The organism is Erwinia persicina NBRC 102418 (genome assembly GCF_001571305.1).
GTDB lineage: Bacteria > Pseudomonadota > Gammaproteobacteria > Enterobacterales > Enterobacteriaceae > Erwinia > Erwinia persicina.
Genome location: NZ_BCTN01000027.1, coordinates 1 through 25,994 on the forward strand (window position 1 = coordinate 1; position 25,994 = coordinate 25,994).

Here is a 25,994-nt window from a genome sequence, read left to right on the forward strand (position 1 = left end):
GAAAGGCATGGAAGGCGCGATTGCTGCCAAAACCGTGACCTATGACTTTGAACGTCAGATGGACGGCGCTAAGTTGCTGAAAGCTTCAGAGTTTGGCGATGCGATGATCAAACATATGTAATCGCGTTAAGCGATAATAAAGCCAACACAGTTGTTAAAATTGTGTTGGCTTTCTGCTCTATCATTTTCTTCTGCAAAACCTCTGCAAAACTCTTCTGCAAAACTGTACGAATTACAATCAACTTTATACCGCGATAACTATCCACTCCTTCCCTCTGTCATCGTTATATTTATCTGTTTGAACCTGATTTTTGTGACCCAGCAACTGCTGTGTGTTAACCCCTTGCTCCCGGTAAATACGTTCAGCCAATGAGCGTTGTTCGTGAAATGTTGGTGCCGCCCCTGATTCCCATGTGATACCGCATTTTTTTCGTGCGTCACTGAAACCCGTGGTGATCGTATTGCTTTTTACAGCCTCACCGCGTTTGGCCTGCGCAGTTGTGTGGTGGTGATGGATAATATGCTTACTCAGTATCCTGTCACGGCATCGGGTTATAACTTGCTCTAACGTCATATCTAAAGCCTGGCAATAAAGCGCCATAGGAATAGCGACTTTTGCCCCTGTCTTTTCTTGCTGAACATGCAGGTATCCGTCCCAAACGTCTGAAAACTGCATTCTTGCTATGTCACCGAGCCGCTGTCCGGTTACCAGGGCAAGGAGCATTGAATTTTGTATATAGTTGGGCATGCTCGCGGCTGTGTCGTAAATTTGAGACCATTCATCAAAACTCAGCCTTTCACGCTGGACTTTATTTCGGGGCTGCTTCGTAGCCAGTGCCGGGTTGTATCCGGGAGGAACTTCCCCAGCATGCTGGGCTTCCTTATAAATATCGATGATGACCATGCGCACAACCTGTGCCATTCTGTTCTGGCCCCGCTCTTTATAACCATCCAGAAGCTCTGCAATATCGCGTACAGTGACCTCGCTTATTATTTTTAAGCCGCATGATGCGTTAAAGATACTGATCGGCGCTGATTTCTGTTTGAACGTGTTCAGCTTTATTTCACCTGCATTCAGGCGTTCTCTCTGTAACGTTTCATATATTTTCACCCACCCAGATACTGTAATTCCTTTCCCCGCCTTACGGCCGATCTCGTCTCTTGCCTTCAACAACTGATTCATCTGCTGCTCTGCTAACCTGGTATTGGCTTCAATAGCTATTGCCTTTGCAGCAACCTCGTCAGTTCCCAGCCCGTGAAACTTACCTGTCACCGGATGCTTGTAACGCCAGTACACTTTATTTGTTCTGGCGTCAGTGAAGCACGAAAGCCCTGGAGTATTGACGTTGTACTTACGTGGTCGTGCCATCTTCAAGTATCCTTTTCAGGCGCTCATCATCATTCTTTTTGATAACTGGTTGAACGGACATTCCGATAAATCGCGCCGTTCTGTCGACACGCCAGCACCTTCCCGCTTTAAAAGGCTGGGGATATATCATTCCATTTTTCACGTACTTTAAAAGTGAGGGCATGCTTGGGATTGGATCATCGAACTCCTCTTTCGCCCAATCATTTAACTTTATTGTTCTACTCATTAATGTCTCCGCAACCCGCTGCATCGGGTAGTTAAAGGCCGTGACATGTCACGGTGTTAATTTCAATTCATTCCAACCAAACCTAACCCAGCAGGCGACTTCTCCCTGTAGTATGCAACTCTGCACCGGTAGTTGATCACCACAGCGGCCACACCGTTTCTTACTGAGAGATTTAAACCGCGCCTTTGCCCTGGCATCGTCTTGGCGAATGAGAAGTGCGACATACTCAGTGAGTTCGTAAGGGTCACGACCAGGGCGACGGGCAACGCGGTTACGTTCCAGCATCGCCAGTTCCTGCGCATCCAGTACCAGTTCAACCTTCTGCTCACCGCTTGCAGTCTGCCGCGCCCGCTGCGCAGCTTTGCGCTCGGATGGTGTCTTTGCCAATTAACCTCCTCAACATAGCTGGCTACAGGATTAGCCGCTGGAATTCTCTACCACGGTCATCATTGTATTTGTCTGTCATTTTGGCCGACTTATGGCCCAGCAGGCGCTGAGTATTTATGGCCTGGTCGCGGTACAACCGTTCAGACAACGACCGTTGCTCATGAAACGACGGTGGAACCGTCCAGCGTTCGCGTGGAAATGCAATGTCGCGCGCGGTGCAGAATCCGTAACTCAGTGACCAGGGATTAATCCGCTTATTTCCCAGCAGGTAATCGTTGCCTGGGCACTGATCAAGTACATCACCCAGTGACATGCCGACCGCTTCGTTGTATAGATTGAGTGGCAGGGCAATTTTCATGCCTGTCTTTTGCTGCACCAGGAATAGATGATTGTCCTGCACATCGCTCCGGCGAAATGCTGATATATCTCCGCGACGCTGCGCTGAAACAAGCGCGAGCAGCATGGACAAATGCACGTATCGGCGGCAGTGTTCCTGTGCAGCTTTGTAAATAATCCGCCACTCTTCAAGAATAAGACGATCGCGCTGTACAGGAGTTGATGGTGTGCGCAGGTACATTGCCGGATTACTCTCTATCCAGTTGTTTAATATTGCTTCCCGGAAAATATCTTTAAGCAAAATACACACGCTTTTCGCAGCGCATGGCGTGCCGCGCTCGATGTATTGCTGCACGATACTCTGCAGATGATATGGCGTTATCGACCGGAGAGGTTGATCACCGAGGGTGAGGGATAACCTGCGTATCAATGCTATTTTGTTGCGCAGAGTTTTTGGCGCAAGCCTCCGGCCCTCCAGCCTCGACTGATAGACAGTCAGCCATGCAGATAACGGACGCCAGGAAGGGCGAGCCCAACCTACCAGAACTGAGGTCACACCAATTGCGAAATCCCTCACTTAGAATCTCCCTGCGTTGGCACTGTTTCGATTATTGATAAAGCGGATAAGAGTGCTCATTGGATGGTTTTTCCAATCATTTCAATATCCTTTCCGGCCACACGTTCGATCACTTCGGCAGAGAAATTACGCTGACCTCGAAGATTAAGAGCCAGAGAGATAGTTGTCTGAAGCAGATGAAGGTGGGCGTTCTGCTCAATCAGGTCAGCAAGCACATCAAACTGCACGTAACGCCCAGCAGGGCATTCACGCATGAAAGCCAGCTCATGATTCATCTGCATCTGATAATCCGGCTCATAGCGCGTTACGCTGCTCTTACATACGGCTGTGGCCAGAACGTTGCGAACGTCAAGACGAGTGGCCAGAGCACGAAGCAGCTGGCTGATATCAGGGAATGAGTGTTCAAGTTCACGTGCTTTGCTGTATGCCTCTTTAACGAGTTCCGGCGTTGTCAGAGTTCCAACTGTATGAGTCATCGAAATAACCTCTTCGCTGAATTCAGGTTGCACGAATCCCTAACCGTGATCGGTTATGTTTCGTTAGCCTGATGACTTTTATTAAATGGCTGGTGGATCACTGCATTGATCCACAGCCGTCTCCGCTGAGTGAGTGGTGACCGGTGCTGATCTCCGGCATAGGTGCGAAACGGCACTGCTTTACGTACTGGCCTCGCTGCATTTTGATAGCGCATCAGCCTGCACATTCACCACATCGGAAAGAGCATCGAACCATTTACATCTGGCGTCACAGTAAGAAAGTCGCTGTTCTTTGTGCGAGTCGCTATCGTCAAATGCTCTTTCCTGATGTGAAAAAGGACGGTCATACAAGGCGGGAACTTCTACCCTGGATGAGTAACCCTGCTGACCGTCAAGACTACACACAGCAATACTGACTACAGTGCCTAGGTAACTTCACCACTTCAGGCGGCGGTGGTATCTTGGTAGTTCTCACACAGCCAAGAAAGGTAAACTCATGTCAAACAAGCAAATTGGAGCGCTGTATCAAGCTCATAAACATCAAATCAGCAAACAAAGAAGCATTCCTGAAACAGGGATGGTAGATAGTGACGATCTGGACAAGGTCTCAAACAGAGCGGCCTTAATGGCCCTGCTCGACATTACCCTTGAAGAACACCGTGTAAAATATTCATCTACGCTAAACCCATTAAGAGGCAGGAAAGCTCTGACTCACTTAATTCTCACCAAATACAAATGGCCGATTGATACCATCAGTAAAATGAGTCTCTCTGATTCAATCCTTGCCATTCAAGACGAACTTTTTTCTCCAAATTCATCAGAATTATCTAAAGAGCACCTGAAAAATATTAATGCTCAATATTTTTGCCAGGTCTTTGAGGATATGCCAGAATCGGACTGGGACCCTGTCATTCACGAGTCATATCTATCGCTGCGCGATTAGTCAGGACCTCTATATGTGCATCTAACCCTGCGAGCGCTTGCTGCATGTTTTCCCGGTCTGCAAGCGCAGTTTTAAGAGAGCATGCCGCATCTACCTTGCCTTTCATCCAATGAAGAATCTCAGACTCCGAATACCCCTCAACAACTAGTCTGGGTTCGGGGGCGGACTTCGTATTCTCTGCCATCACAACCTCCCATCATTAAGTACTATACATTGCACCTGTTCCTTGTGGGTACATTATGTATCTTCAAGGTACATTGTCAAGCAAAAAAAATCCCGCCGAAGCGGGAATTTTCTCTAGTTGCAGTTATCTTCTTGGCTTACCTGAAAAAACCACAGTGCCGATTATGCTGCAATTGCCATTGATGCGAATGTATTGCTCGGGCCAGTCAGGATTGAGGGCTTTTAAATATTTCTGACTACCATCCTCTACAAGCCTCTTAAAGGTCGTCTCACCCGAGTCAGTCATAAGGGCTATCACATCATCGCCGTGAACAGGAGGGACCTCCGGATCAACGAAAATCATATCGCCGGGTTTGTACTCATGGATCATCGAATCACCTACGACCCTGAGTATGTATGTAAGTGGCCCACATGGTACGGGGCAGGGGAAATTTTCCAACAAACTTAAATCCGTCTCTGTGTAAGCCATCTCTGCCCAAGCACCGGCCTGAACCCATGATATGACTGGCACCCAACGAATTTCATGTTCAGGGGAATACACTTCCTTTCGGGTGTTGATAGAAGAACTATCGTGCTCTTGATCAAGCCAACCAGTAGGAAGCGAAAAACACTTTTCCATATGACGTGCCAGGTCATCACCGATATTTTTGGTAGGGTTTTTACCAATAATCCGGCTTATCTGGGTCGCCTCACGATCCATCAACGCAGCGAAAGAACTATTCCCGCCAGCGCCATCTCGCAGCTTCCGTGCATTGTCACGTCTGATTTCTTGAATTGTTTTCATACCCGAGATTAAAAAACATGTACCCAATCGGTACAAGTATCTTGCAGGTACATTTAATAAGTGCATAATGTATCTCGGAGGTACAAATATGAAAACTTACTGGGATACTTTATCCAAAAGCGAAAGGGCGACTCTCGCCAACAAAGTTAAAAGCACCACGGGCTATTTGCGCCTGGTCTTCAAAGGGCACAAGAAGGCCAGCTTCATCCTTGCTCAACGCATTGAGGAGGTAACCTGCGGGAGCGTCACCAAATCAGAGTTGCGGCCAGATATTTACGGAAAGTTTAGCGGTGATACTTCAGCCGCGTTACTACCAAATGGAGAGTGAAATGGTGGAATTACAGCAGATCGTGATTCAGGCATGTAAGGGCTACGAAGGTACGAACGCTCAGATAGCTGAACTAATGGGGTTGAAATACAGCGAGTTTAACAACCGTTTGCATATGAAGAACGGCACACGCTTCTTCGACATGGACCAGTTGGCGTACATGCAACACGTGGTGGGTTATCCGTTCCTGGCTGATTACTTCGCGTCACAGTTCGGAATGCTGGTGGTTGATAACCCGGTACCGGAAGAGATGGACAACGTTGAGCTTTTCACTATCCAGATGCGTGCAGAGATGGCCCGGGGTCATGTAGCGCAGTCGAAGCTGGAAGCAGAAGCAGACGGAATAATAGATAAACACGAACTGAAGAGCGTGGCAAAAAACGTTCTTAAATCAGTACGCTATACGATGCATGGGTTTATAGCCTGGGCAGCGTTGCATGGGATGCAGGTGGAAGCAGCGGATTTGATGATAAGTCGGAAGGTTGATGGCCAGGGGATTGCAGCCCCTGACCATCGGCGCTCAAGTCACTTTTAGCGGAGACATAAGCACATGAACACTTTACTAAAAAAAGCGGGTATACCGCAAATGCGTTGTAAGGCGATGACGGGAGGTAAGTCCCCGGCCTCGTTCTCGTATGAAGCAAGATTACCTGGCCAGATGGATTTCAACAACTACCAATACGTTCTGCCACGGGTAGACGTTGTGGCGTTCTGGCAGAAGTTGAACGATCTGGCACATACCGGAGGGGCTCGTGGATGAAGACAGCCAGAACCTCAAACGCAAATACCGTGATCACCGTGGCGTTATCGTCAGGGTTATTCGCTGGGACAAAGTTAACCAGCAGGTCATATACCTGCGCGAAGGCTATCAGCATGAGTGCATGCAGCCACTTGAGCGCTTCATTCAGAAATTCACGAGGGTGCTATGAGCGTTAAGTTATCCGCATACGTCTGGGATGGCTGCGCACTGTCCGGCATGAAGCTGACAGAGGTGGTCATCATGGCCCGTCTGGCTGACTGGTGCAACGACGAGGGAATTTGCTGGCCGAGCGTAGGGACTATTGCCCGTCAGATCGGCGCGGGTGAAAGCACTGTCCGTACGGCTATTGGCAAGCTTCAGAAAGAGGGCTGGTTAAGCCGCCGCCAGCGCCGTCAGGGGAACCGTAACGCATCCAATGTTTATCATCTGAACGTGGCAAAACTGCGTGAAGCGGCCAACAAAGTTCATGCGCCAGAATCTGACACCTCAAAATCTGACGCGTCGAAATCTGAGGCCTCAAATTCTGACCCATCGAATAACTGGCGTGAAACAGGTTTTCACCCGCCAGCATCTGGGGGCGATCCGTCAGTAAATTCAAAACAAGATCCATCAGATAAAAACACTTCTGTCCAACCGCCTTCAGCGGCAGGACGGGATGACAAATTTTCTGAAGAAATACACGTAACAGACCAGGCGATTCTGGTGCTGAAGCATCTGAATCAGGTGACCGGTGCAAAATACACAACGGCTAAAACCACTCTGGAGAATATCAGGGCGCGTCTGGTTGATGGTCACACCGTCGAAGAGCTGAAAACCGTTGTTGAGTTCATGGCTAATCGCTGGCTGGGCACTGAGTGGTCAAAGCACCTGACGCCACCAACGATTTTCCATCCGGCTAAATTCCCGGCGAACCTCCTTGGAGCGCAGGCATGGGAGAAATCAGGACGGGCAGCTGTGGCACAACGAGCGGATGCAGTGAACACGGTCGAACGTGACGATGCTTTCAAGCGGCTTGTGGCCAACCCTGGAAAACCCCGTAACCGCATCGAGGAACTTGCTAAACGCGCAGCTGGCAAGGCTGGTCTGGGGCGGATTAACGAATCGATCGCTCGTAATTCGTGGAAAAGCATCTGGACAGAAGCGGTGAAGAACGCGGCAGAAGAAAACCAGCAGGAGTCAGCATGAATATTCGGGAGATGGCTATCGAGTTTGTTCGCAATAACCCTGGCTGCACTTCAACGCAGATCGCTAACGGCGCAGGCATACCGAAACGCCTGATTCAGCCGCTGATGTCGGAACTGTACGTGGAAGAAATCGTTACACGCTATGCACTGAAAGCGCACCCGTTTTACTACCGCATGCCGCTGGAATCCGAGCGCGTCAGCCTGGGTGTGAAATACGACATGCATCGCGGTAGAGCCATTGAGCTTGAGGAAAGAGGCCTTTGGCGGCGTGCGGCACGCGAATGGTTGCTTGCTATGGATGCCACTAAAAACGATGAGGCCCGAGATAAAGCAGCAGCGCGACGTGAGCACTGCATAAGTCACGGTCAGGTTGGCATTTCATACGACACACCGGGCATCGGCGTTGTATCGGTACCTGAAATCGATCACTGGAGGGACTGGTGATGAAGAAATTGCGGGAACACTTCACCCGGCACGAAATTTTCTATCACAGCATTCAACTCGCAAGCGTAATGATTTTTCTTCTCTGTTTGGCCCTGGTATTGGAGATGGCAAGCAAATGACTTCACTTTCAGTAGTACACAAAAACCGCGATGAATCTGCAACTGATATCGTCCCACGCAAAACCTACTTCGCAGGGCTGAAAGAGTTCTATGTAGAGCCCGGCTATAACGTTCGCGACATCGATCAGGCGCATGTTGAAGAGTTCCGTGATGCTTTCATTCTTGGTGAAGAAGTCCCGGCACTGGTGGTTCAGGTCACAGAGCAGGGCTTAAAAATCATCGACGGCCACCATCGTTACTACGGTGCATTGCTGGCGACTGAAGCAGGCACTGAAGTGGCTCGTCTGGAATGCAAAGACGCCAAAGGCACAGAAGCTGATCGCATTGCACTGATGGTCACCAGTTCCCAAGGACGATCACTGCTGCCGTTGGAGCGTGCAGGTGCATATCAGCGCCTGATGAATCAGGGCTGGACCGAAGCCGAAATTGCGAAAAAAGTAAAACGTTCTGTGGCCGACATTGAGCATCACCTCCAGTTACTTGAAGTAGGCGATACGCTGATCGGTATGGTGCGTTCCGGGGAAGTGGCAGCAACAACGGCAGTATCATTGTCACGTGAACACGGTACTAAAGCTGGGGCAGTAGCAGAGGAGAAGATGGCTGAGGCTAAAGCCGCTGGCAAAAAGAAACTGACCAAAGCCGCTGCTATACCGCAGTTTAACGCAGCTAAGGCCCGCCGCCTGGTGGAACTGATGGCCGCATTCGAATTCAGTGATGATGGCTACATGGCACCGGATGAAATTTATCTGGAGGCAATGGGCATTCTGGCTGAGTACCGCGAGAAGCATGGTGTACCGGCACAGGCCAGCGCAGAGGGCGAAACGCTGGAAACAAAACTGCCACTTCTGAAAGAAGACATCATCAGCCATAGCGGTGTTGAGGCCTGGGCATGTGCTGCGGCCGCTTTCGGCGACAAAGCAGAGTTCACCTTCAGCGAATCGAAGTACGCGCACAGCTGGGCGTCGGACTCACTTGAGCAACCAGAGTTTGTTGTTGTCCCCGCTGACACTATCCGCAAGGCCGTTGAGCTGGTGGCCGCGTATTCCTCGACTGATGAACTGCGGACATTTGTTGATAAGCATTATGCAGATGAAGCGACACGGGAAGACATGTTCCAGCGCTTAAGTCAGGTATACGAAGAAAACCGCAACTTCGCCCCAACAGCGTCAGATTTCCTGAGATTGCTGAATTGCACGCTGAGTTCTACCTGGGCAAATGTCAGAGAGTTACGCGCAGCAGTAAAGTCGGCCATCAAAGAGCTATCACCAGAGGTGGCCGGATGAAGTACGGACTTATTTACGCTGATCCGCCGTGGCAGTACGGGAACACTATCAGTCGCGGCGCAGCTGGTAATCACTATGACACCATGACCATCACAGACCTGAAGAGGCTCCCCGTGTGGGAGCTGTCAGCCGATAATGCTGTTCTGGTGATGTGGTACACGGGGACGCATGACGAAGAGGCCAGGCAGCTTGCTGAGGCGTGGGGCTTTGACGTTCGCCAGATGTTCCTCTTCACCTGGGTTAAGTTCAATGGCAGGGCAGAGCAGCGCTTCAACGCGGCATTGGAAGAGCAGTCCATTCATGACTTCACCGACCTGCTGGACATGCTCAACGCTGAAACCCGCATGAACCCCGGGAATTACACCCGGGGCAACCAAGAATCAGCGCTGGTGGCTGTCCGGGGAACGGGACTGGAACGCGCCAGCAGATCGGTGAAGCAGGTGATCTATTCTTGCCAGGGTGAGCACAGCACTAAGCCGGCAGAGGCACGCTACCGACTGGAGCAGCTTTATGGTGATATACCGCGCATAGAGCTGTTCGCCCGCCGCCCGTCTGAGGGATGGGATATATGGGGCAACGAGTGTGACAGCAGCATTCACCTGGTACCGGGGAGGGTTGCATGATCCATTACCACGGCGGTCCTATCTATCCTGAGCAGTGCGCGGTAAGAGCCTGGTCAGCCCGGCACGCATTTATTTCTTATGCAAGACCCGAACAGATTGAACTGGCATCAGAACTAAGCCAGTCATTTTCACTGGATAACGGGGCATTCAGCACCTGGAAAAAAGCAGGGAAAAACTGTATCGACTGGTCCGGCTATTACGAATTCGTAGATAAGTGGAAGAATCATCCAGGAATGGATTTTGCCATTATCCCAGATGTTATTGATGGCGGCGAAGCTGAGAATGATTTCCTGTTGCATCAGTGGCCGCACGGCAAATTTTGTGGTGTCCCGGTATGGCACATGAACGAATCAGAGGATCGTTTTATTCGTCTCTGTAACGAATATCCACGGGTAGCAATTGGTTCCTGTGGTGAGTATGACGTTAAAAAGCCCCGAATGGCTGTAGCCCGTTTGAAAGACATTATGCGGCATGTTCTGGATGCGTACGGGCGGCCGATATGCAAACTTCACGGCTTACGTATGCTTAACCCTGATATTTTCACAAAAATTCCACTGGCATCAGCTGACAGCACGAACATCGCTCAGAACGTGGGTAAGGACAATAACTGGGCTAAAGGGAATTACCTCCCCGCGACTAAGGAAACCAGAGCTTATGTGATGGCTGAGCGCATCGAGTCCAATAACAGCACTGGCACGCTTCAATACGACCCTGTGAAAGATCGGGTGAGCATTCAACTGGCGATGGAGATTTAACTTGAAACTGACATTGCCTTTCCCACCAAGCGTAAATGGCTACTGGCGTTCTACATCTCGCGGCACGCTGATCAGTGAGCGAGGTCGCAAGTACCGGGTCAATGCTATAGCTGCCGTATATGAGCAACTGCGCCGCCGCCCGCAAGCGATCAAACACGATATTGATATCCACGTCATCTTGTACCCCCCAAACCGTGCCAGGCGCGATTTAGATAACTTCCAGAAGGCGCTATTCGATGCTGTGACGCATGCTGGCGTGTGGGCTGATGACAGTCAGATTAAACGGATGCTGGTGGAGTGGGGTGATGTCACATGTCACGGTAAAGTTGAGATATTTTTAAAGCACTACGATAAAATGCCGATTGTATAAAAAAGGGCTAAAAAGGGGGTTTGAGTGGGGACTGGCTTTAGAGTTTTACTAGTTAGTATTGGTATATGCATTTGCATTTTTTATTTTGATGCCGCTTATTTCTTAACATGGCCTTTTAAAGGCTGGCAACCTGACCGACTCGGTCAATTTGGAGATGCTTGGGGAGTACTCACATCTGTTTTTTCTGTTCTTGCTTTTTTTGGTGTGCTTTTTTCATTGAAGTCTCAAATGGAATCAGCCAAGCAAGCAGAAAAGTCAATGGAAAAACAGATCAGGAGCCTTGCCCTTCAAAACTTTGAAAGTAACTTGTTTCAGATGTTGAAAATGCATAGCAATATAATTAATGAAATAGATATAAGTCGATTCGATTCTTCTTCGGCCACTACGAGAAAAGTAGAGAGAGGTCGTGATGGTCTTCATGTTATCTATTTAAAGTTTAAGTCTAAGTATAGACTTTTATTGGCGAGCGATTATAAAAAAGAAGAGGATGTAAAAAAATTCATATCAAGGACATTTGAAGAAGTTTACAATGATCATCAGCAAGATTTAGGTCATTACTTTAGGTTTCTCTATAATATTTTCAGGTACTTGGATGAGGCTGATGTTGATGAAGATAAGAAGATTCTTTATTCTAAAATAATAAGAGCGCAAATTTCTAATTTTGAACTAATGCTTCTTTTTTACAGTTCTTTCTTCCCTCCTGGGGGTGGCTTTGTCAAGTATATTGTCAAGTATAGTTTGCTCGACAACATGCCATACAATGAGTTGGTTTACAAAAAACATGTGTGTTTGTTTAACTCGAAAGCCTTTGGGAATAGTGAGAGGTATGATGAGTTGATAAAAGAATGCGGTGTATATAATTAATATTTAATTGTTTTTATTGTTGATTTAAAATAAGGTAAATTGTATATTTGAATAGTCACTTGCTTACTCGAATTGCAGTCGGGTAAGCAATAATAAGCGGAGACAAGTATGAATCAGTTACTCGTAATTGATGGCGTTTCTGTACGCCAGGATAACTCAGGCCGCTATTGCCTGAACGATTTACACCGCGCATCTGGTGGAGAGGACAAGCATAAACCGGCTAACTTCTTCCGCCAGGACAACATCAAAGCGTTATGTGCGGAAATTGACCGTTGCTCAGATGTGAGCATCGGGTGTATTGAGTCCATTCGCGGTGGCCCTAATCAGGGGACATACGTCAGCAAAGAGCTGGTGTACGCATATGCGATGTGGATCAGCGCTATGTTCAACCTGAAAGTCATCAGAACCTTCGATGCTGCGATGACCGGACAAAGTAATATCCAGCGTTCTGACCAGGTACAGGCCGGGGTAATACTTCTTGAGTCAGCGGCGCGCACGCTAAACTTCTCAAATTCATCCAAGCTTGGCGCATATCAGAAGCTCCAGGAGTTCGCAGGTCTCCCAAACATGATGCCGTCATACGCGATTGATGCGCCCTCAGATAGCGTTGATGGATCCAGCCGACCGACACTCTCACTCACAGCTCTTATTCAGCAGAACCGCGTACAGCTCAGCGTCATTGAAGCATTCAGCCGCCTGGCAGCAGCTGGCATCGTAGAAAAGATATCCCGAGCAAGCAACTCACGCCGCGCGCGCAACGGCAGGAAAGAATTCTGGTCAGTAACGTCAAAAGGCCTGCTGTTCGGTAAGAACATCACCAGCCCTAACAGCCCACGCGAGACACAGCCTCACTTTTACATCACCAAATCCCAGGAACTGATTCGCATAATGGTTTCGGCCAGCAGTACAGCGGGGTGCTAATGAGAGCATTACTAAAGCCCTGCATCCAGCCCGACCTGGGCATTGTCCTGTTGCGCCCTGGCAGTGAGCTGATGTCGCTGTTCCGTTCGCGCCGGGTGCTCATCTGTACCGAGCCACATTACATGCACAGCCTGCCATCGGGGCAACTTGCAGAAGCAGAGCAACCACTACTTGATCACCCTGGCATGCTGACGTTCTTCACACATGAACGCGTTATCAGGGCTGCCGGTGGCATTAACGTACTGGAAGAACACCTGATGCGTGTTGCTGGTGGCTGTCAGTGGAGTGGGGACTGGCATTCATCAGATCATACAACTCTGCGTACGGGGAACGGTGCAGTACGGCTTTGCTATCACTGCGATAACAAACTAAGGGAAGTTGAACCCTCACCACCGATGCTGAATTTAGCGGCGCGTAATACCGCCCTGTGGGTAATCGACAGGGCGTGTTCTGCGTTCATGCTGCCGGAAGCACATCAGTTAACGTTACCTGAGCTGTGCTGGTGGGCCGCAACAAAGAGCGTCACCGATCTTATGCCCGAGAATGCAGCACGGCAGGTGCTGAAACTACCGGAAGAACAGCCTTTAGCCGGTACGCTCAAGGAGTCAAGAATCAAGCCAGAGCCATCAGCAGTTCGCATTCTGGAAGAGCAGGCAAAGCAGGTGCTGGAGATGGCAATCGACCCTGAAACGCCCGAGACATTCCTGCTGCGGCCAAAGCGACGCCGCTGGAGCAATGAAAAGTATACACAGTGGGTTAAGCAGCAGCCGTGCCTGTGCTGCGGGAAACAGGCAGACGACCCGCACCACCTGATCGGATACGGCCAGGGCGGTATGGGTACTAAAGCGCATGATCTATTCGTGTTGCCGCTATGCAGAGCGCATCACGATGAACTTCATGCGGATGCACGTGCGTTTGAGGCTAAGTACGGCACACAGCCGGAGCTGATCATTCGCACTCTCGACAGAGCCCTTTCACTCGGCGTCATTGCCACGGGCAAGAAAAATAGCGGAGACAAGAATGCGTGATATGAAATATATCCTGGAGTGCTGGGGAGGCTGGGCTGCGTCAGAAGGTGCTGGCGTTGACTATTCATCAATAGCCGCCGGGTTTAAAGGCTTGCTGCCAGCTGATTCAAATCAGCGGCCATCACTGACGGATCACGATGGCATCATCATCGACAGTTGCATAGCGAAGCTGAAGAAATTTAAGCCTGAAGAGTATGAGCTGGTGGTTGCCCACTATCGCTACAACATCTCACTTAGGACCATCGCACGCCGCCGTAATTGTTCAGACGGCACGGTCAGAAAAGAGATGCAGACAGCAGAAGGCTTTGTCGGTGGAGTGCTCTGCATGTTGGATATTGCTCTAGAAATGGAAGGCTATTAAACAGACCCGTTACTATTACTCTGCGGGGCTATGCTGTATTTGCCTGAGGCGTAGTCCTGTCGTAATGTTGCTAATTGCATTTTAGTAGCAGAGTATATTTTACGGGCTTTAGTTTTCGTATCGTCATCAGCGTAATCATCATCTATAACTGATTTTTGCTCTTTAAGATCACGGTTTAGGCCTGCTCGTAGACTTACCAGCGCATGAGGTTCCATCCATCTACAGTAGCAATATAATCCGATAAAAGAGAGTATTGAGCTGGCTATAGGAACACAAAGCGCTGCAACTTCTTGCATGTCACCATCAAGAAATCTTGTTAAACCCATCATAAGTGAGCCTAAACCGGCGGTGCTCACCACTCCATTTCTAATACTGGTCGATGAACTCTCTGAAACACCAGCATTACTCATTTGAACTCACCGCCAGCGTTTTCAAGCTGCTTAATGATTGGTGATTTTAGAGACAGATTTATAGTTTTTTCACTAACAAGCCGTCCTTCATGAAAGTGACGGATAATAAAAATCTGCTCTTTTTTGAATCTTCCAGCGATGTAAAAACCCAAAGCATAAAAAAACTTCCACGCGAAAGGTAGAAGGATAAAAACTCCTACCCACATCGCGAAAGTATAAATTGTACCCAATGCTTCGGATTCGCTCACTCAGAGAATTTTCCTATCTGCTGTAACACGATGCCTAACTACTCGTGAGATTACGTACTCTGTGCGCTGAGAGCGCGCAGTCGTTTTAGTTATGATTGACAGAGACACCTCAAACATATCCCCTTTGGTGAAACTCTTCTCGCTATCTCTTACGCGAGCCATAAATCCTTCATCCTCCATTTTCACAGAGCATTCCTTGCCATCGTATACCATTTTCCAACCGCGATTAGAATCAAAATTTATCTGATTGAGAATAACGTTAGTGATTTTGGTTTCAACTTTTTCATCCGATAAAGATGCTCTTGGAAGTGGGGTAAACTCTTGTACTTCATCACCTTCTACGCTAAACACTGGTTCGTTCATTCCTTCAATTTCTATCTGGAAAGAAGGAGCCCGCTCGTCATTTAATGGTTGTGTGATGACTTCATTCATTGCTTTACGTATCACTGGATCAGACACGAGTCGTGCCACAGTGGTGTCCACTACAACCTGTTCATCTTCAAGCACAATCGTCGACTGGCCTGATCCTGCGACAGTATTGATATTCAATATGCGCTTATCTTTAAGTCTACGCGCAATACCTAATGCTGTACCTCCGACGACAGTTGCTGATGCGGCACTAATGCCTAGATATTTCATTACTTCCAGCGCACCTGAACTTTTAATCAACAAAGCGAACTCTATCACTAAAGAACCCGCTTTAGCGGGGGCGGTCACTTCGAGTTCAAGTGTGCTCTCTCTGTTAATAATGTCGTCCGCACGATTTACCATTTTGGCAAACTCAACGATTGACATGCCTAAGTCATAAGCATTCATCTTATGATTATCAATGTCAGAACCTTCAGCTGCACCATAGTGAACCGAAAACTTTGTATACTCTTGCTGGTCAGTCAATTTAACATTCCTTTGGAAAAGTTATTGATTTTAATCGATTAATTTAATTTTCTGAAAAGTGCGGTGCTGACGCTCTGGTTGAAGATATTTTTTTATTAATTCTTCTGAAGAATACAAAAATGTTTATGCGTACGCAATGAACTTGTTAACGTGATAAGAGTGGTCACTTCGACATAACGCTTACATCATAAGATTCCATCCTCGGCACCCGCCGGGGCTTTTTTTATCCATTTATTCCTCACACACAGCACCACGGCGCAGCCGGAGGTGAGCATGAGTATCGATATGAGCAAAGTAGCCAGTGGCGTCGTTTATGGCGCATCAGCGGGGACGGTTGCCAACAGCATCCTTACTCGTTACAGCCCTGACGAATGGAGCGCCATTGGCATCATAGGCGGTCTGGTTATCGCTGCTCTGGGTTTAGTGGTGACAGCCTTTTTCAAATGGCGAGATCACAAAGCTTTAAAGCGGGCGCTCGAAACGAAAGGGTATGCAGCAGCACTTAACTTCAATAAGGAGTAATCATGGCTATCTCAACTGCACTGCGTAACAAGCTCATTGCTGCCGCAGGCGGTGGAGCGATGATGATTGCAACAGTATTCCTTGGAGGCAGAGACGGTGTAGAGGGAAGGGTATACACCCCGTATAAGGACATTGTTGGCGTCTGGACTGTCTGCGACGGCCACACGGGGTTAGATATTGTGAAGGGTAAAACCTACACATACCGGGAATGTGACCAACTGCTTTGGAAGGACCTTCAGCCAGTAAAGAAAGTGGTTGATGGAAAAGTTAAAGTCCCACTCAGCGAGTTTAAGCGGGCAGCGCTTTACAGCTTCACGTTTAACGTTGGGACCGATGCTTTCTCAAAGTCCACTTTGCTTAAAAAGCTTAATTCAGGTGACCACGTTGGTGCGTGTGATGAAATGCGTCGCTGGGTTTATGCCGGTGGTATGAAGTGGAAAGGGTTGCTAAACCGCCGGGATATGGAGCGTTCACTTTGCCTTGCGGAGAATGCTGATGACCTGGCTATTAAGTAACTGGCGTTTTGTACTCGTTGCTGGGCTGATTTTGTTGTGCGTTGGCATGGCTAAGTTAGCCAGTGGCTATTACGAACGCGCAGTAAATGCAGAGCATAGCCTCGCATCATCTGAAGCAATCACCAGGAATGCTACAGCCGCCATTAACCTGATGTACGACATCACTAAGGCGGCGAACGCCGAACGCCAGTCACTACAGGAGAAGGGTGAAACACATGTGGTCTACATTCGCGAAGCGGTTAAGGGCGACGAATGCGCTGTTCGTGATATTCCTGCTGCCGCTGCTGATGATCTCCGGTTGTACGCGGACAGTGTACGTGCAGGTACCTCAGCCAAAGCTAAGCCCTGACCTGACGGCACCAACACCAATACCGGCTATACCAGCCCAGATGCGCTGGCAGGACAGTTTAGAGCTGAACGTTAGTCTGATTACGGCGATCGGACAGTGCAACATCGACAAGGCCGCTATCCGCGCGTTCGAAGAGGATCGCAATTAGCTAGATAATATTAAAATTAACCTACCGCTGCGGAAAATCATTTATCGTAATAAAACTTGATGAAGTTACGCTTCAGTCTTTGCGTCAAAGTGCCTCTGTTGATTGTCTCTAAGGCAAGATCGATTGCGGGTACACCTAAAATCTTGTATTTAGCGTTAACTGGGCGCGTTTTCCATTCTTGTTTTTTTTCTTCAAGATATAAAGCAGAGAATGGATAATATCTTGTCAAGTATCTGAGTTCATAGATTGCGGCTATCTGAATCTCAATATAAGGAGAGACATTTTTCCCATCCTTATCTAAGGATTCATCGACCTGAATTTTTCTGATTACGTTATGTAGTCGCTCAAACTCTGCCTTTTCCCTTTCCCTTGAGCGGTTTAGGATAAAAATTATCACTGTCCAAGTGAAGGTAATAGCTCCACCGAAGATTGAAAATAAAGCGACGTATGGTAAGGATGCGTGCAACAGAACATTCATGGGTATCTGTATTCCTTAGAAGATAGCGAACTTTATAATGATTGTGAGTTATCGGCACCATTTGATATTTCATTAATATAACCGGAGTAAAAATGCCAGCCTGCCCCCACCTACCGAGCCTGCCGTTACCGCAGTTGTCGCATGACCACGACCAATGCCAACGGCTACTGTGACGAGCACAAAGGCGAAGTATGGGCAGCATACAAATCCAGTAGGTTGAAGGTGATGATACTTTAGGTGCTGATCTACCATGTCAGTTCTGCTGACAGTGCAAAGAAGAACCGTTAGCTGTAAGCATCACAAGGCCCATTTGCGAGTGGGCCTGATGATAAATCACTCAACAAAAGGTAAAGACGATGGGAGATGATTATCGTAAAGACCTACAGCTATGGTTCGGACTTAGTTACGCATCTTTCTGTGTGATGCCTCGCGTGTTCATGGAAGCAATGCCGGAAGAGTGGCAGGAGAAAATGTCCGAGTTGCTGTTTGAATATGATGACCGTATCGACACTTCAGCCTGCGGAGTTCACAGTTGCTTCGTTACCGTTAAAGACAAGCACAACCGCTTTATGAAGATGCCTGAAGAGCTGGTCAACTACCGCCATCCCCGCAAAGAGTTCATTTTGAGCTTTCTTAAACCGGTAGACAATTCCTCCGACAAAGGATAACGCTTAGCAACGCTGTGAAGCTGTAATCATAAATTTTTCTTCAATAGGATTAATCTTGGGGGTATTCTGTGTCCTCACTTAAGAAAAAAGGAGGATGTATGAATAGTTGGTTTTATTGTGTTGAGGTTTACAAAAATGGTGATTTTACTTACAAACAATCGGGTATATATCCAGAATTTCCCAATTCGGCATTAGTAGAATTAACAGGAAGTAATAGCCCAAGAGAAGCTTATCAATCCATAATTCACTCACACCAGATGCTTGACCCAGAAATCGTGGTCGTCGTAACAGCGTTTAACCAAGTTTAAATCAGCGCGGCGATGAATGTATTCTTAACAGCCTTTGCCTTGGTGGACAGAATTCACGTTTTATAACCTCCTTCGGGAGGTTTTTTTATTGAGGTAAATATGGAAGTGGTGATCAACGGCGTAGCTTACGCCCCGGTTACAAAGCAAAGCTCAAGCATCGGGATAGCTATCACCACACATAACAGGCAGGCGGTGCTGGATAAAGCGCTGGAACATCAGCTGCGTTATCTTCCGGCCGGTGCGCTAGTGGTTGTGATTGATGACGGTTCGTCAAAGCCCGTTATGGTGCCTGATTATGTCCGGCTGATTCGCTGTGACATGTCACGCGGCATTGTCGCATCGAAGAACGACAGCCTTGAGGCTCTCATTGATGCCGGATGCGAACATCTGTTTTTGTGGGACGATGACGCATGGCCTATAGCTGGTGGATGGGAACGGCCTTACATCGACTCACCCGAGCCGCACCTCTCTTACCAGTTCCTTGACCTGGTTGGTCCACGAAAACTTAACGATCTCACCGTGCTGTACCAGGACGATAAGCACATCGCTTACACCGGGCAGCGCGGCGTGATGCTTTACTACCACCGCTCAGCAATTGAGAAGGTCGGTGGCTTCGACCCGATTTACGGTCGTGGCATGTATGAACACTCTGACCTTGCGCTGCGCATCCATAACGCCGGGTTAACAAGCTGGGCCTTTGCTGATGTAGCTGGCTCAGAAAAGCTGATTTATTCCCTGGACGAGCATGAAGCGGTGGACCGCTCTGTACCGAAGCCAGACCGCGAAGCACTGGTTAAGCGCAACGTGGCGATTCACAACGAGCGCCGCGAAAGTGGTTATGCCGGATATGCGGGCTATCGCAGCCAGCGTAACGTGGTTATCACTACGCTACTGACAAGCCAGCCTGACCCACAGCGTGGCACTAAGCTAACAGCTTCACCTGACCTGCTGAGTAAGTGGGCTGCATCAATTAAAGGTGCTGATGCTGAAGTGCTGGCTGACGAGCTGCCGACCGCACCGAACGAGGCGACCATTCACCGGGTGCCTGATGTGGCGATGAATGTCTACTTCCGGCGCTGGCTGCATATTTACCAGTACCTGCGTGACCATCCTGAATACCGGTTCGTCTGGTGTACCGATGGCACGGACGTTGAGATGCTGCGCGAACCATGGGCAGAGATGGAGACTGGCCGAATCTATGTCGGCTCGGAGCCAAAGACCTATGCTGACGCATGGGCTGCTACCAATCACCCGGAGCGGCCCTACGCTGAGTTCATTGCAGCACATCGCAATGACCTGATGCTTAACGCTGGCCTGCTCGGTGGTACGCGTGAGGATGTAATGGCATACGCGCATGCGATCATCCGTATCTGGTACCGCACCGAGTCAAACCGGTTCTGGGGCAAAGAGAAAGGTAAGCCATGCGTGGGCGATATGATCGCGTTCGGCATCGTGGGTTATCAGCAGCGCGACAAGCTGGTTACCGGCCCACGTATCAATACAGTGTTCAAGACCAACGGCACAGGCAAGGAGTTCGCATGGTGGCAGCACAAATAAAGATTGTGGTTGTCGGTCACCACTCACGCCGCGATATGGCCAAGCGCCTGGCTGAACAACTGGACGCTCACCTTTTGATTGATGAAGAGGGCAATGGAGCTAACTGGAATCACCGCCGCGCAATCGAGTGGGCAGGCCAGCAGGATTGCAGGGTGGTTGTCATCGAAGATGATGCGCAGCCTGTTGCTGGCTTCCAGTCACTGGCTCAGGAATGGGTGGATAAATTTCCTGATAACATTTGCTCGTTCTATCTCGGCACCGGGAGACCACCACAATACCAGATGCAGATAGCCGCCAGCCTGATTGAAGCTGATAAGAAGCAGGGCGATTACATCACGATGGACAGGCTAATACACGGCGTATGCTATAGCCCACCACAAAGCGGCATCAGCACAATCCTGAAGAACTGGAACCGGACAAAGGCCGCTGACTATGCCGTTGGCGATGCTCTTGGCCGCAAGGTCATCTATCCGTGCTACTCACTGGTGGATCATGCAGATGGTCTGCCGGTTGAGCGGCACCCCGACAACACCCCGCGCATTGAACGCCGCAGGGCATGGAGGATCAACCATGGGTAAGAAGTTTCAGATAGCAAAGGTTTATAAATCGGGGTGTTTCAAAGGTTACGGCATTGCCGTAGATGGCGATTTAATAGAGTGTCAGTTGTCAACGGTGATCGACACTGACCCTACGACCATTCCAACATTAACGGCGACATTCCGCATCACAGAGGAAGAAGCCGAGAACCCAATAAGAATTGAGGTATGACGCTATACCAACCTTAATCGACCAATCATGTCGATTGTCTCATCAGGTAATGTAATGGCCAGACTAAAAACAATGAAGCCCCGGCTTTCAGTGATGAACGCAAGCAGGCTAAAGCCGTTGACCGTAGCGGATACCCGTATAACAGGCTGGAAGCTTCAGGAGCGGCGCAAGAGGTTATGGAAGACTAACCCCTTCTGTGCTGATTGCGGACGCCTGACAGAGTACCCACATGGGTTCGAGCTGGATCACAAGGTCGCACTCTTCAAGGGTGGTGAAGACACTGACGACAACTGCCAAATACTTTGTTGTGGAGCGGAAGGGTGTCACCGCAAGAAGACCAAAGCCGACATGACAGGAAAATGAGAGTGGTTATCATTAACAATGAAAAATAGTTTCACCTGCAATCATTTCGATGTGAATGATATCAATTATCATTTGAGAGTGGGGGGGTAGTCCAAAAGTTTCAGGACGATCCCCTACGAAACCGCCCCCCCTCTCACGCACAGAAAATATCTCCCTTTGGAGGGTATAAACATGTTAACAGCCCAGAAGCGAAAATTCGCTCTGGCGCTGATTTCCGGTATGTCAAAAAAAGATGCGGCAATAAAGGCTGGATATTCTGAGAAATCCGCACGTTCCAAGGGTTCGCAGCTTGCTAAAGACCCGGAAGTCATCGCTTTTATTGCCCGTAAATCGAAAGAAAAAATCGAAGTCGATGACCTGCCAACTCATGGAAAAAAAGTTAATACCCCAGCGGTAAACACTAAGGCCGAAACTGAATCAGAACCGATTCCGAAAATCGTCATCGACGCTGATAAATATGATGATCCGCTGGAGTTTCTGAAGTCGGTTATGAATGACGACGGAGAAGACATCAATACTCGCAAAGATGCCGCCAAGGCCATGCTTCCATATCTTCACGCTAAAAAAGGTGAGGGCGGCAAAAAAGATGCCAAGCAGGCTGCAGCACAGGCAGTCGCCAGCAAGTTTATGGGCATGGCTCCGCCTCAGCTCATTGTGAATAACGGGAGATAGAAATGCCGGAATGGTCCACTGCTTGTATTGACTGGGCTGACAGGCTGGTAAACCGGCAGTCAATCATCCCGCCGCCTATTTTCACAGATTCCGGTCAGCATGCGCTCTCCATATTCAAAGAGCTCAAGGTTACTGACCTGCCGGGCAAGCCCACTTTCGGGGAATGCTCAGAACAATGGGTATTTGATTTCGTCCTGGCAATATTTGGTGGTTATGACCAGCGCACTGGAAAACAGCTTATCCGTGAATACGGCCTGCTGATTAGCAAGAAGAACACCAAGTCGACAATTGCGGCCGGGATTATGCTGACGGCTCTGATTATCTGCTGGCGCGCTGACGAGGAGCATTTGATTCTGGCACCAACCAAAGAAGTTGCCGACAACTGCTTCAAGCCAGCGGCTAGCATGGTGCGTGAAGATGAAGAACTTTCAGCGCTGTTTCATGTCCAGGACCACATTCGCACGATCACGCACCGCGTCAACCGCAACAGCCTGAAGGTGGTAGCCGCAGACAGCGATACAGTATCGGGTAAAAAAGCGGGTCGCATCTTGGTTGAAGAGTTGTGGCTTTTCGGTAAAAACGCCAAAGCTGATGCAATGTTCATTGAGGCACTGGGTGGACAGGTATCACGAGATGAGGGATGGGTTATTTACCTCACCACGCAGAGCGATGAGCCCCCTGCTGGCGTATTCAAAAAGAAACTGGATTACTGGCGCAACGTCCGGGACGGAGTGATAAAAGACGGGAAAACGCTCGGCATCCTTTACGAGTTCCCGCCGGATATGGTTGAAAATGACGGATTCCGCAATCCTGATAATTTTTACATTACCAATCCAAATATGGGCCGCTCCGTCAGTAAAGAATGGCTGGATGATGAGTACCTGAAGCGCTCACAGGAAGATGAGGGCAGTCTGCGTAAGTTTCTTGCCAAGCATCTGAACGTTGAGATCGGCATGAACCTTCGCAACGACCGCTGGGCTGGGGCCGAGTTCTGGGAGGTGCAGGCGGACCCGGCAGTAACTTTCAAACAGATTCTTGCGCGGTGCGAGGTAATTACCGTTGGCATTGATGGTGGCGGTCTTGACGATCTGCTTGGGCTGTCCATCACCGGGCGGGATAGCAAAACCCGCGACTGGCTCACCTGGTCCCATGCCTGGTGCCACGTTAAGGCTCTGGAACGTCGCAAAAGCGAAGAAAGCAAGCTGAGGGATTTTGAGAAGCAGGGCGATCTGACAATCGTTAAAAAGGTTGGCGATGACGCCGATGAAGTGGCGATGTACGTATCGCAGATTTATGAGGCCGGACTGCTGGATAAAGTAGGCATGGACCCGGCAGGCATCGGAGTGCTGCTGGACACGCTGATCGATGCTGGCATACCTCAGGATTCAGTTGTTGGCGTCAGCCAGGGATGGAGACTCGGCGGTGCCTGTAAGACGACCGAGCGCAAACTTGCCGAAGGCGCACTCAGGCATGCACCTCAGCCTCTGATGAACTGGTGCGTGGGTAATGCAAAAGTCGTCATCAGTGGCAATGCTCCACTGGTAACAAAGGGGGCCAGCGGGATCGGTAAGATTGACCCGTTAATGGCACTTTTTAACGCCATCTATCTGATGGCACTGAACCCGTCAGCAACCAAAAAAGATTACAGCGTGTTTTTCATTTAGAAATTCCGCTCTCAACGACCCGCTCAGGCGGGTTTTTTCGTTTCTGGAGAAAGGGAAATGAAGAATCAGCACGCCGTCAGCCTTCTTAAGGTTAAGGCGGTCAACGAGGATACGCGGGAAATCACGGGTATTGCGACAACGCCTTCACCGGATCGCTATGGCGACATAGTGATGCCCGAGGGGGCAAAGTTTCAATTACCCATCCCGCTGCTCTGGCAGCACGACCATCAGTCTCCTGTCGGGCAGGTCACCAGCGCGAAGGTGACGGCAGAAGGAATCGAAATTAAAGCCACCCTGGCAAAGGCGGACTCACCGAGCCAGCTTGCCGCCAGGCTTGAAGAGGCATGGCAGAGCATCCGTCTTGGCCTTGTTAAGGGATTGTCGATTGGCTTTCGGCCAATTGAATACGCCTATATCGATGAGGGCGGCATCCGATATACCAGCTGGGAGTGGTACGAACTCTCCGTTGTAACGGTGCCGGCCAATGCCGAAGGCACCATACAGACCGTTAAATCTATCGACGAGAGACTGCGTGCCGCGTCAGGCAAATCGCAAATCGCGTCGAAAACCGAAAAATCTGCTGGCGCTACAGCACAAAAAAACTCTCAGACTAAAGGATTCAAAATGAACATTTCCGAGCAGATTAAAACTTTCGAAACCAAGCGCGCTACCCTCGATGCAGAGCGTCAGTCGGTTATGTCGAAGTCTTTCGATGAAGGCCGCACGCTTGATGCGGAAGAAGAAGAAAAATATGACGAGGTGAGCGCTGAAATTAAATCCGTTGATGCTCACCTGGCACGCCTGCGTGACATGGAATCGACTAAAGCCTCGACGGCTCAACCGGTTCAGAAAGCAGCGGGTGGTACGGTGGTAAACACCACCGACAATCGCGCTCCTGCGGTGATCCACGTTGAAAAACCGCTGGAAAAGGGGATTGCGTTTGCACGCTTCACTAAATCTCTGGCCGCAGCTAATGGTAGCCGTTCAGAGGCGCTGGAAATTGCGAAGCGCCAGTATCCGCGTGACGCAAAGCTGCATCACGTACTTAAGTCGGCAGTAGGGGCGGGTACGACCACCGACCCGAAGTGGGCTGGTAGCCTGGTTGAATATCAGGAATATGCAGAAGATTTTATTGAGTTTCTGCGCCCAAAAACAATTATCGGCCAGTTTGGCCAGGGCAGCATTCCTCAACTGCGCAAAGTACCATTTAATATTCGTATCCATGCTCAAACATCTGGCGGCTCTGCAAATTGGGTGGGTCAGGGTAAAGCCAAGCCACTTACCCGTTTTGACTTCGAATCGGTAACATTCGGTTTCTCCAAGGTAGCGACAATTGCGGTTATCACTGATGAGCTTATCCGTTTCTCAAATCCAGCGGCAGATGCCATGGTTCGTGACCAACTGGCAGAAGCTGTAATTGCTCGTCTGGACCAGGATTTTGTTAACCCATCCAAAGCCGCGGTTCAGGATGTATCACCAGCATCAATTACCAACGGCGCAACTCAGATTCCTAGCTCAGGCGATCCGGATACTGATAGCACCAATGCGTTCCAGGTATTCATCAACGCTGATCTTCAGCCTACTGGTGGGGTCTGGCTAATGTCCAGCACGACTGCTCTGGCATTGTCAAAACGTAAAAATCCATTGGGACAGAAGGAATATCCGGACATGAATATGTTCGGTGGTACTTTTGAAGGCCTTCCGGCTATCGTATCTCAATACGTAGGTAATCTTCTGGTGCTGGTGAACGCTCCGGATATTTACCTTGCTGATGATGGTGGTGTTGCGGTTGATATGTCTCGCGAGGCCTCCCTTGAAATGGAGAGCGAGCCGACCGGAGATAGCGTCACACCAAACCCAACAGAAATGGTGTCCATGTTCCAGACAAATAGCGTGGCAATCCGCGCCGAACGCTGGATTAACTGGAAGCGACGCCGTACCGCAGCAGTCGCCGTTATCACTGGCGTTAACTACGGCGCAAGCGCTGGTAGCTAAAAGGAGATGCGGGGAGAAATCCCCGCTCTTGGCTTATGAAACAGGTTCGTTATTTAAAAAACACTCACGATGCACATGCAGGTGAGAAACGCTTTCTGCGTGACGATCACGCGG

The 25,994-nt window shown here is 49.3% G+C and carries 39 protein-coding genes and 1 pseudogene; 30 read left to right on the forward strand and 10 right to left on the reverse strand.

Annotation, left to right across the window (positions count from 1 at the left end; translation table 11 throughout):
- Positions 1–121: isocitrate dehydrogenase (locus tag EPE01S_RS23995; protein ID WP_072277414.1), on the forward strand; the 121-nt coding region annotated here is incomplete at its 5' end.
- Positions 122–244: 123 nt separating this feature from the next.
- Here the strand turns inward: EPE01S_RS23995 and EPE01S_RS20485 are convergent.
- From EPE01S_RS20485 to EPE01S_RS20505, 5 genes are read right to left on the reverse strand one after another with little or no spacing between them, the layout of a single operon-like run.
- Complete coding sequence (locus tag EPE01S_RS20485; protein ID WP_062748884.1) at positions 245–1,369, reverse strand: phage integrase Arm DNA-binding domain-containing protein; 1,125 nt, start codon at positions 1,367–1,369, stop codon at positions 245–247.
- Positions 1,353–1,595: an excisionase gene (locus EPE01S_RS20490; protein ID WP_062748889.1), complete on the reverse strand. Its 243-nt coding sequence runs from the start codon at positions 1,593–1,595 to the stop codon at positions 1,353–1,355. The genes EPE01S_RS20485 and EPE01S_RS20490 overlap by 17 nt, the downstream gene beginning before the upstream one ends.
- A gap of 48 nt (positions 1,596–1,643) precedes the next feature.
- Positions 1,644–1,982 carry a hypothetical protein gene (locus EPE01S_RS20495; protein ID WP_062748892.1) on the reverse strand — a complete coding sequence of 113 codons (339 nt, stop codon included), beginning with the start codon at positions 1,980–1,982 and terminating at the stop codon, positions 1,644–1,646.
- 22 nt (positions 1,983–2,004) lie between these two features.
- Positions 2,005–2,895 carry a tyrosine-type recombinase/integrase gene (locus tag EPE01S_RS20500; protein WP_062748894.1) on the reverse strand — a complete coding sequence of 297 codons (891 nt, stop codon included), beginning with the start codon at positions 2,893–2,895 and terminating at the stop codon, positions 2,005–2,007.
- A gap of 56 nt (positions 2,896–2,951) precedes the next feature.
- Positions 2,952–3,404 (reverse strand): hypothetical protein, encoded by a 453-nt coding sequence (locus tag EPE01S_RS20505; RefSeq protein ID WP_157076042.1) that lies wholly within the window; start codon positions 3,402–3,404, stop codon positions 2,952–2,954.
- A 463-nt stretch (positions 3,405–3,867) separates the two neighbouring features.
- Between EPE01S_RS20505 and EPE01S_RS20510 the strand changes: the two genes are divergently transcribed.
- Positions 3,868–4,314, forward strand: coding sequence for an ECs1072 family phage-associated protein (locus tag EPE01S_RS20510; RefSeq protein WP_062748898.1), 447 nt, complete (start codon positions 3,868–3,870; stop codon positions 4,312–4,314).
- A 307-nt stretch (positions 4,315–4,621) separates the two neighbouring features.
- Here EPE01S_RS20510 and EPE01S_RS20515 read toward each other — a convergent pair whose 3' ends face one another.
- Entirely contained in the window at positions 4,622–5,281 is a 660-nt protein-coding gene (locus tag EPE01S_RS20515; RefSeq protein WP_062748992.1) for a LexA family protein, read from the reverse strand.
- An 88-nt stretch (positions 5,282–5,369) separates the two neighbouring features.
- Here EPE01S_RS20515 and EPE01S_RS20520 point away from each other — a divergent pair, with 88 nt between their 5' ends.
- From EPE01S_RS20520 to EPE01S_RS20580, 14 genes are all read left to right on the forward strand, one after another.
- Entirely contained in the window at positions 5,370–5,609 is a 240-nt protein-coding gene (locus tag EPE01S_RS20520) for a helix-turn-helix domain-containing protein (protein WP_062748989.1), read from the forward strand.
- A gap of 1 nt (position 5,610) precedes the next feature.
- Positions 5,611–6,144 carry a YmfL family putative regulatory protein gene (locus EPE01S_RS20525; RefSeq protein WP_062748900.1) on the forward strand — a complete coding sequence of 178 codons (534 nt, stop codon included), beginning with the start codon at positions 5,611–5,613 and terminating at the stop codon, positions 6,142–6,144.
- A 15-nt stretch (positions 6,145–6,159) separates the two neighbouring features.
- Complete coding sequence (locus tag EPE01S_RS20530) at positions 6,160–6,369, forward strand: hypothetical protein (RefSeq protein WP_062748902.1); 210 nt, start codon at positions 6,160–6,162, stop codon at positions 6,367–6,369.
- Positions 6,362–6,538: a DUF4222 domain-containing protein gene (locus tag EPE01S_RS23075; protein WP_072277500.1), complete on the forward strand. Its 177-nt coding sequence runs from the start codon at positions 6,362–6,364 to the stop codon at positions 6,536–6,538. Before EPE01S_RS20530 ends, EPE01S_RS23075 begins: the two co-directional genes overlap by 8 nt.
- Positions 6,535–7,554, forward strand: coding sequence for a conserved phage C-terminal domain-containing protein (locus EPE01S_RS20535; RefSeq protein WP_062748904.1), 1,020 nt, complete (start codon positions 6,535–6,537; stop codon positions 7,552–7,554). The genes EPE01S_RS23075 and EPE01S_RS20535 overlap by 4 nt, the downstream gene beginning before the upstream one ends.
- Entirely contained in the window at positions 7,551–7,997 is a 447-nt protein-coding gene (locus tag EPE01S_RS20540) for a PerC family transcriptional regulator (RefSeq protein ID WP_062748906.1), read from the forward strand. Before EPE01S_RS20535 ends, EPE01S_RS20540 begins: the two co-directional genes overlap by 4 nt.
- Positions 7,957–9,399, forward strand: a complete 1,443-nt coding sequence (locus EPE01S_RS20545; protein ID WP_306304616.1) for a ParB/RepB/Spo0J family partition protein — start codon at positions 7,957–7,959, stop codon at positions 9,397–9,399. Before EPE01S_RS20540 ends, EPE01S_RS20545 begins: the two co-directional genes overlap by 41 nt.
- On the forward strand, positions 9,396–10,022 hold the full coding sequence (locus tag EPE01S_RS20550) for an MT-A70 family methyltransferase (RefSeq protein ID WP_062748911.1): 627 nt from the start codon (positions 9,396–9,398) through the stop codon (positions 10,020–10,022). Before EPE01S_RS20545 ends, EPE01S_RS20550 begins: the two co-directional genes overlap by 4 nt.
- The gene (locus EPE01S_RS20555; protein ID WP_062748913.1) at positions 10,019–10,777 is read left to right on the forward strand and encodes a hypothetical protein; all 759 of its coding nucleotides are present in this window, start codon (positions 10,019–10,021) and stop codon (positions 10,775–10,777) included. The genes EPE01S_RS20550 and EPE01S_RS20555 overlap by 4 nt, the downstream gene beginning before the upstream one ends.
- Position 10,778: 1 nt before the next feature.
- Positions 10,779–11,147, forward strand: a complete 369-nt coding sequence (locus EPE01S_RS20560) for a RusA family crossover junction endodeoxyribonuclease (RefSeq protein ID WP_062748915.1) — start codon at positions 10,779–10,781, stop codon at positions 11,145–11,147.
- 24 nt (positions 11,148–11,171) lie between these two features.
- Entirely contained in the window at positions 11,172–12,011 is an 840-nt protein-coding gene (locus EPE01S_RS20565; RefSeq protein WP_062748917.1) for a putative phage abortive infection protein, read from the forward strand.
- Positions 12,012–12,119: 108 nt separating this feature from the next.
- Positions 12,120–12,932 carry a KilA-N domain-containing protein gene (locus EPE01S_RS20570; protein ID WP_062748919.1) on the forward strand — a complete coding sequence of 271 codons (813 nt, stop codon included), beginning with the start codon at positions 12,120–12,122 and terminating at the stop codon, positions 12,930–12,932.
- Positions 12,932–13,960: a DUF968 domain-containing protein gene (locus EPE01S_RS20575; protein WP_062748921.1), complete on the forward strand. Its 1,029-nt coding sequence runs from the start codon at positions 12,932–12,934 to the stop codon at positions 13,958–13,960. Before EPE01S_RS20570 ends, EPE01S_RS20575 begins: the two co-directional genes overlap by 1 nt.
- Entirely contained in the window at positions 13,953–14,321 is a 369-nt protein-coding gene (locus EPE01S_RS20580; RefSeq protein WP_062748923.1) for an antiterminator Q family protein, read from the forward strand. Before EPE01S_RS20575 ends, EPE01S_RS20580 begins: the two co-directional genes overlap by 8 nt.
- On the opposite strand, the gene EPE01S_RS23515 is transcribed toward EPE01S_RS20580, so the two are convergent.
- From EPE01S_RS23515 to EPE01S_RS20590, 3 genes are read right to left on the reverse strand one after another with little or no spacing between them, the layout of a single operon-like run.
- Positions 14,318–14,731, reverse strand: a complete 414-nt coding sequence (locus tag EPE01S_RS23515) for a hypothetical protein (RefSeq protein ID WP_137268438.1) — start codon at positions 14,729–14,731, stop codon at positions 14,318–14,320. The two genes, EPE01S_RS20580 and EPE01S_RS23515, sit on opposite strands and share 4 nt — an antisense overlap.
- A complete protein-coding gene (locus tag EPE01S_RS20585) occupies positions 14,728–14,979 on the reverse strand; it encodes a hypothetical protein (protein ID WP_062748925.1) in 252 nt (83 codons plus the stop codon). The genes EPE01S_RS23515 and EPE01S_RS20585 overlap by 4 nt, the downstream gene beginning before the upstream one ends.
- Complete coding sequence (locus tag EPE01S_RS20590) at positions 14,980–15,873, reverse strand: LAPAL motif-containing putative phage structural protein (protein ID WP_062748927.1); 894 nt, start codon at positions 15,871–15,873, stop codon at positions 14,980–14,982.
- A 273-nt stretch (positions 15,874–16,146) separates the two neighbouring features.
- Between EPE01S_RS20590 and EPE01S_RS20595 the strand changes: the two genes are divergently transcribed.
- Genes EPE01S_RS20595 through lysC form a run of 4 tightly spaced genes read left to right on the forward strand, consistent with a single transcriptional unit; the run spans position 16,147 to position 17,407 of the window.
- The gene (locus EPE01S_RS20595; protein WP_062748929.1) at positions 16,147–16,395 is read left to right on the forward strand and encodes a phage holin; all 249 of its coding nucleotides are present in this window, start codon (positions 16,147–16,149) and stop codon (positions 16,393–16,395) included.
- A gap of 2 nt (positions 16,396–16,397) precedes the next feature.
- On the forward strand, positions 16,398–16,910 hold the full coding sequence (locus EPE01S_RS20600; RefSeq protein ID WP_062748930.1) for a lysozyme: 513 nt from the start codon (positions 16,398–16,400) through the stop codon (positions 16,908–16,910).
- Positions 16,891–17,259 (forward strand): DUF2570 domain-containing protein, encoded by a 369-nt coding sequence (locus tag EPE01S_RS23520; RefSeq protein WP_157076043.1) that lies wholly within the window; start codon positions 16,891–16,893, stop codon positions 17,257–17,259. Before EPE01S_RS20600 ends, EPE01S_RS23520 begins: the two co-directional genes overlap by 20 nt.
- Positions 17,198–17,407 carry an Rz1-like lysis system protein LysC gene (gene lysC, locus EPE01S_RS24200; protein WP_062748994.1) on the forward strand — a complete coding sequence of 70 codons (210 nt, stop codon included), beginning with the start codon at positions 17,198–17,200 and terminating at the stop codon, positions 17,405–17,407. Before EPE01S_RS23520 ends, lysC begins: the two co-directional genes overlap by 62 nt.
- 37 nt (positions 17,408–17,444) lie before the next feature.
- Here lysC and EPE01S_RS20610 read toward each other — a convergent pair whose 3' ends face one another.
- Positions 17,445–17,885 carry a hypothetical protein gene (locus tag EPE01S_RS20610; RefSeq protein ID WP_062748931.1) on the reverse strand — a complete coding sequence of 147 codons (441 nt, stop codon included), beginning with the start codon at positions 17,883–17,885 and terminating at the stop codon, positions 17,445–17,447.
- A gap of 123 nt (positions 17,886–18,008) precedes the next feature.
- Between EPE01S_RS20610 and EPE01S_RS24245 the strand changes: the two are divergent.
- The 10 genes and pseudogenes from EPE01S_RS24245 to EPE01S_RS20650 all read left to right on the forward strand — a co-directional run.
- Positions 18,009–18,122 (forward strand): annotated as a pseudogene (locus tag EPE01S_RS24245) (hypothetical protein); the annotation flags it as partial.
- A 119-nt stretch (positions 18,123–18,241) separates the two neighbouring features.
- A complete protein-coding gene (locus EPE01S_RS20615) occupies positions 18,242–18,553 on the forward strand; it encodes a hypothetical protein (protein WP_062748933.1) in 312 nt (103 codons plus the stop codon).
- Between the two features lie 98 nt (positions 18,554–18,651).
- Positions 18,652–18,861: a hypothetical protein gene (locus EPE01S_RS23525; protein ID WP_157076044.1), complete on the forward strand. Its 210-nt coding sequence runs from the start codon at positions 18,652–18,654 to the stop codon at positions 18,859–18,861.
- Between the two features lie 99 nt (positions 18,862–18,960).
- Entirely contained in the window at positions 18,961–20,418 is a 1,458-nt protein-coding gene (locus EPE01S_RS20620) for a glycosyltransferase family 2 protein (protein ID WP_062748935.1), read from the forward strand.
- Entirely contained in the window at positions 20,400–20,996 is a 597-nt protein-coding gene (locus EPE01S_RS20625) for a hypothetical protein (protein ID WP_062748937.1), read from the forward strand. The genes EPE01S_RS20620 and EPE01S_RS20625 overlap by 19 nt, the downstream gene beginning before the upstream one ends.
- Positions 20,989–21,186 carry a hypothetical protein gene (locus EPE01S_RS20630; protein WP_062748939.1) on the forward strand — a complete coding sequence of 66 codons (198 nt, stop codon included), beginning with the start codon at positions 20,989–20,991 and terminating at the stop codon, positions 21,184–21,186. Before EPE01S_RS20625 ends, EPE01S_RS20630 begins: the two co-directional genes overlap by 8 nt.
- A 93-nt stretch (positions 21,187–21,279) precedes the next feature.
- The gene (locus tag EPE01S_RS20635) at positions 21,280–21,549 is read left to right on the forward strand and encodes an HNH endonuclease (protein ID WP_255210170.1); all 270 of its coding nucleotides are present in this window, start codon (positions 21,280–21,282) and stop codon (positions 21,547–21,549) included.
- A gap of 171 nt (positions 21,550–21,720) precedes the next feature.
- A complete protein-coding gene (locus tag EPE01S_RS20640) occupies positions 21,721–22,221 on the forward strand; it encodes a terminase small subunit (protein WP_062748943.1) in 501 nt (166 codons plus the stop codon).
- A 2-nt stretch (positions 22,222–22,223) separates the two neighbouring features.
- On the forward strand, positions 22,224–23,885 hold the full coding sequence (locus EPE01S_RS20645) for a terminase large subunit (protein ID WP_062748945.1): 1,662 nt from the start codon (positions 22,224–22,226) through the stop codon (positions 23,883–23,885).
- Between the two features lie 57 nt (positions 23,886–23,942).
- A complete protein-coding gene (locus EPE01S_RS20650; protein WP_062748947.1) occupies positions 23,943–25,880 on the forward strand; it encodes a phage major capsid protein in 1,938 nt (645 codons plus the stop codon).
- Positions 25,881–25,994 lie beyond the last annotated feature (114 nt).

Coding starts and splice junctions, on each gene's coding strand:
- EPE01S_RS20650 (WP_062748947.1), top strand. CDS start 23,943: ATGAAGAATCAGCACGCCGTCAGCCTTCTTAAGGTTAAGGCGGTCAAC.
- EPE01S_RS20580 (WP_062748923.1), top strand. CDS start 13,953: ATGCGTGATATGAAATATATCCTGGAGTGCTGGGGAGGCTGGGCTGCG.
- EPE01S_RS20540 (WP_062748906.1), top strand. CDS start 7,551: ATGAATATTCGGGAGATGGCTATCGAGTTTGTTCGCAATAACCCTGGC.
- EPE01S_RS20510 (WP_062748898.1), top strand. CDS start 3,868: ATGTCAAACAAGCAAATTGGAGCGCTGTATCAAGCTCATAAACATCAA.
- EPE01S_RS23515 (WP_137268438.1), bottom strand. CDS start 14,731: ATGAGTAATGCTGGTGTTTCAGAGAGTTCATCGACCAGTATTAGAAAT.
- EPE01S_RS20595 (WP_062748929.1), top strand. CDS start 16,147: ATGAGTATCGATATGAGCAAAGTAGCCAGTGGCGTCGTTTATGGCGCA.
- EPE01S_RS20600 (WP_062748930.1), top strand. CDS start 16,398: ATGGCTATCTCAACTGCACTGCGTAACAAGCTCATTGCTGCCGCAGGC.
- EPE01S_RS20525 (WP_062748900.1), top strand. CDS start 5,611: ATGGTGGAATTACAGCAGATCGTGATTCAGGCATGTAAGGGCTACGAA.
- EPE01S_RS20625 (WP_062748937.1), top strand. CDS start 20,400: ATGGTGGCAGCACAAATAAAGATTGTGGTTGTCGGTCACCACTCACGC.
- EPE01S_RS20645 (WP_062748945.1), top strand. CDS start 22,224: ATGCCGGAATGGTCCACTGCTTGTATTGACTGGGCTGACAGGCTGGTA.
- EPE01S_RS20630 (WP_062748939.1), top strand. CDS start 20,989: ATGGGTAAGAAGTTTCAGATAGCAAAGGTTTATAAATCGGGGTGTTTC.
- EPE01S_RS20515 (WP_062748992.1), bottom strand. CDS start 5,281: ATGAAAACAATTCAAGAAATCAGACGTGACAATGCACGGAAGCTGCGA.
- EPE01S_RS20620 (WP_062748935.1), top strand. CDS start 18,961: ATGGAAGTGGTGATCAACGGCGTAGCTTACGCCCCGGTTACAAAGCAA.
- EPE01S_RS20535 (WP_062748904.1), top strand. CDS start 6,535: ATGAGCGTTAAGTTATCCGCATACGTCTGGGATGGCTGCGCACTGTCC.
- EPE01S_RS20530 (WP_062748902.1), top strand. CDS start 6,160: ATGAACACTTTACTAAAAAAAGCGGGTATACCGCAAATGCGTTGTAAG.
- EPE01S_RS20635 (WP_255210170.1), top strand. CDS start 21,280: ATGAACGCAAGCAGGCTAAAGCCGTTGACCGTAGCGGATACCCGTATA.
- EPE01S_RS20570 (WP_062748919.1), top strand. CDS start 12,120: ATGAATCAGTTACTCGTAATTGATGGCGTTTCTGTACGCCAGGATAAC.
- lysC (WP_062748994.1), top strand. CDS start 17,198: ATGATCTCCGGTTGTACGCGGACAGTGTACGTGCAGGTACCTCAGCCA.
- EPE01S_RS20550 (WP_062748911.1), top strand. CDS start 9,396: ATGAAGTACGGACTTATTTACGCTGATCCGCCGTGGCAGTACGGGAAC.
- EPE01S_RS20490 (WP_062748889.1), bottom strand. CDS start 1,595: ATGAGTAGAACAATAAAGTTAAATGATTGGGCGAAAGAGGAGTTCGAT.
- EPE01S_RS20610 (WP_062748931.1), bottom strand. CDS start 17,885: ATGAATGTTCTGTTGCACGCATCCTTACCATACGTCGCTTTATTTTCA.
- EPE01S_RS20615 (WP_062748933.1), top strand. CDS start 18,242: ATGGGAGATGATTATCGTAAAGACCTACAGCTATGGTTCGGACTTAGT.
- EPE01S_RS23520 (WP_157076043.1), top strand. CDS start 16,891: ATGACCTGGCTATTAAGTAACTGGCGTTTTGTACTCGTTGCTGGGCTG.
- EPE01S_RS23525 (WP_157076044.1), top strand. CDS start 18,652: ATGAATAGTTGGTTTTATTGTGTTGAGGTTTACAAAAATGGTGATTTT.
- EPE01S_RS20640 (WP_062748943.1), top strand. CDS start 21,721: ATGTTAACAGCCCAGAAGCGAAAATTCGCTCTGGCGCTGATTTCCGGT.
- EPE01S_RS20520 (WP_062748989.1), top strand. CDS start 5,370: ATGAAAACTTACTGGGATACTTTATCCAAAAGCGAAAGGGCGACTCTC.
- EPE01S_RS20485 (WP_062748884.1), bottom strand. CDS start 1,369: ATGGCACGACCACGTAAGTACAACGTCAATACTCCAGGGCTTTCGTGC.
- EPE01S_RS20555 (WP_062748913.1), top strand. CDS start 10,019: ATGATCCATTACCACGGCGGTCCTATCTATCCTGAGCAGTGCGCGGTA.
- EPE01S_RS20575 (WP_062748921.1), top strand. CDS start 12,932: ATGAGAGCATTACTAAAGCCCTGCATCCAGCCCGACCTGGGCATTGTC.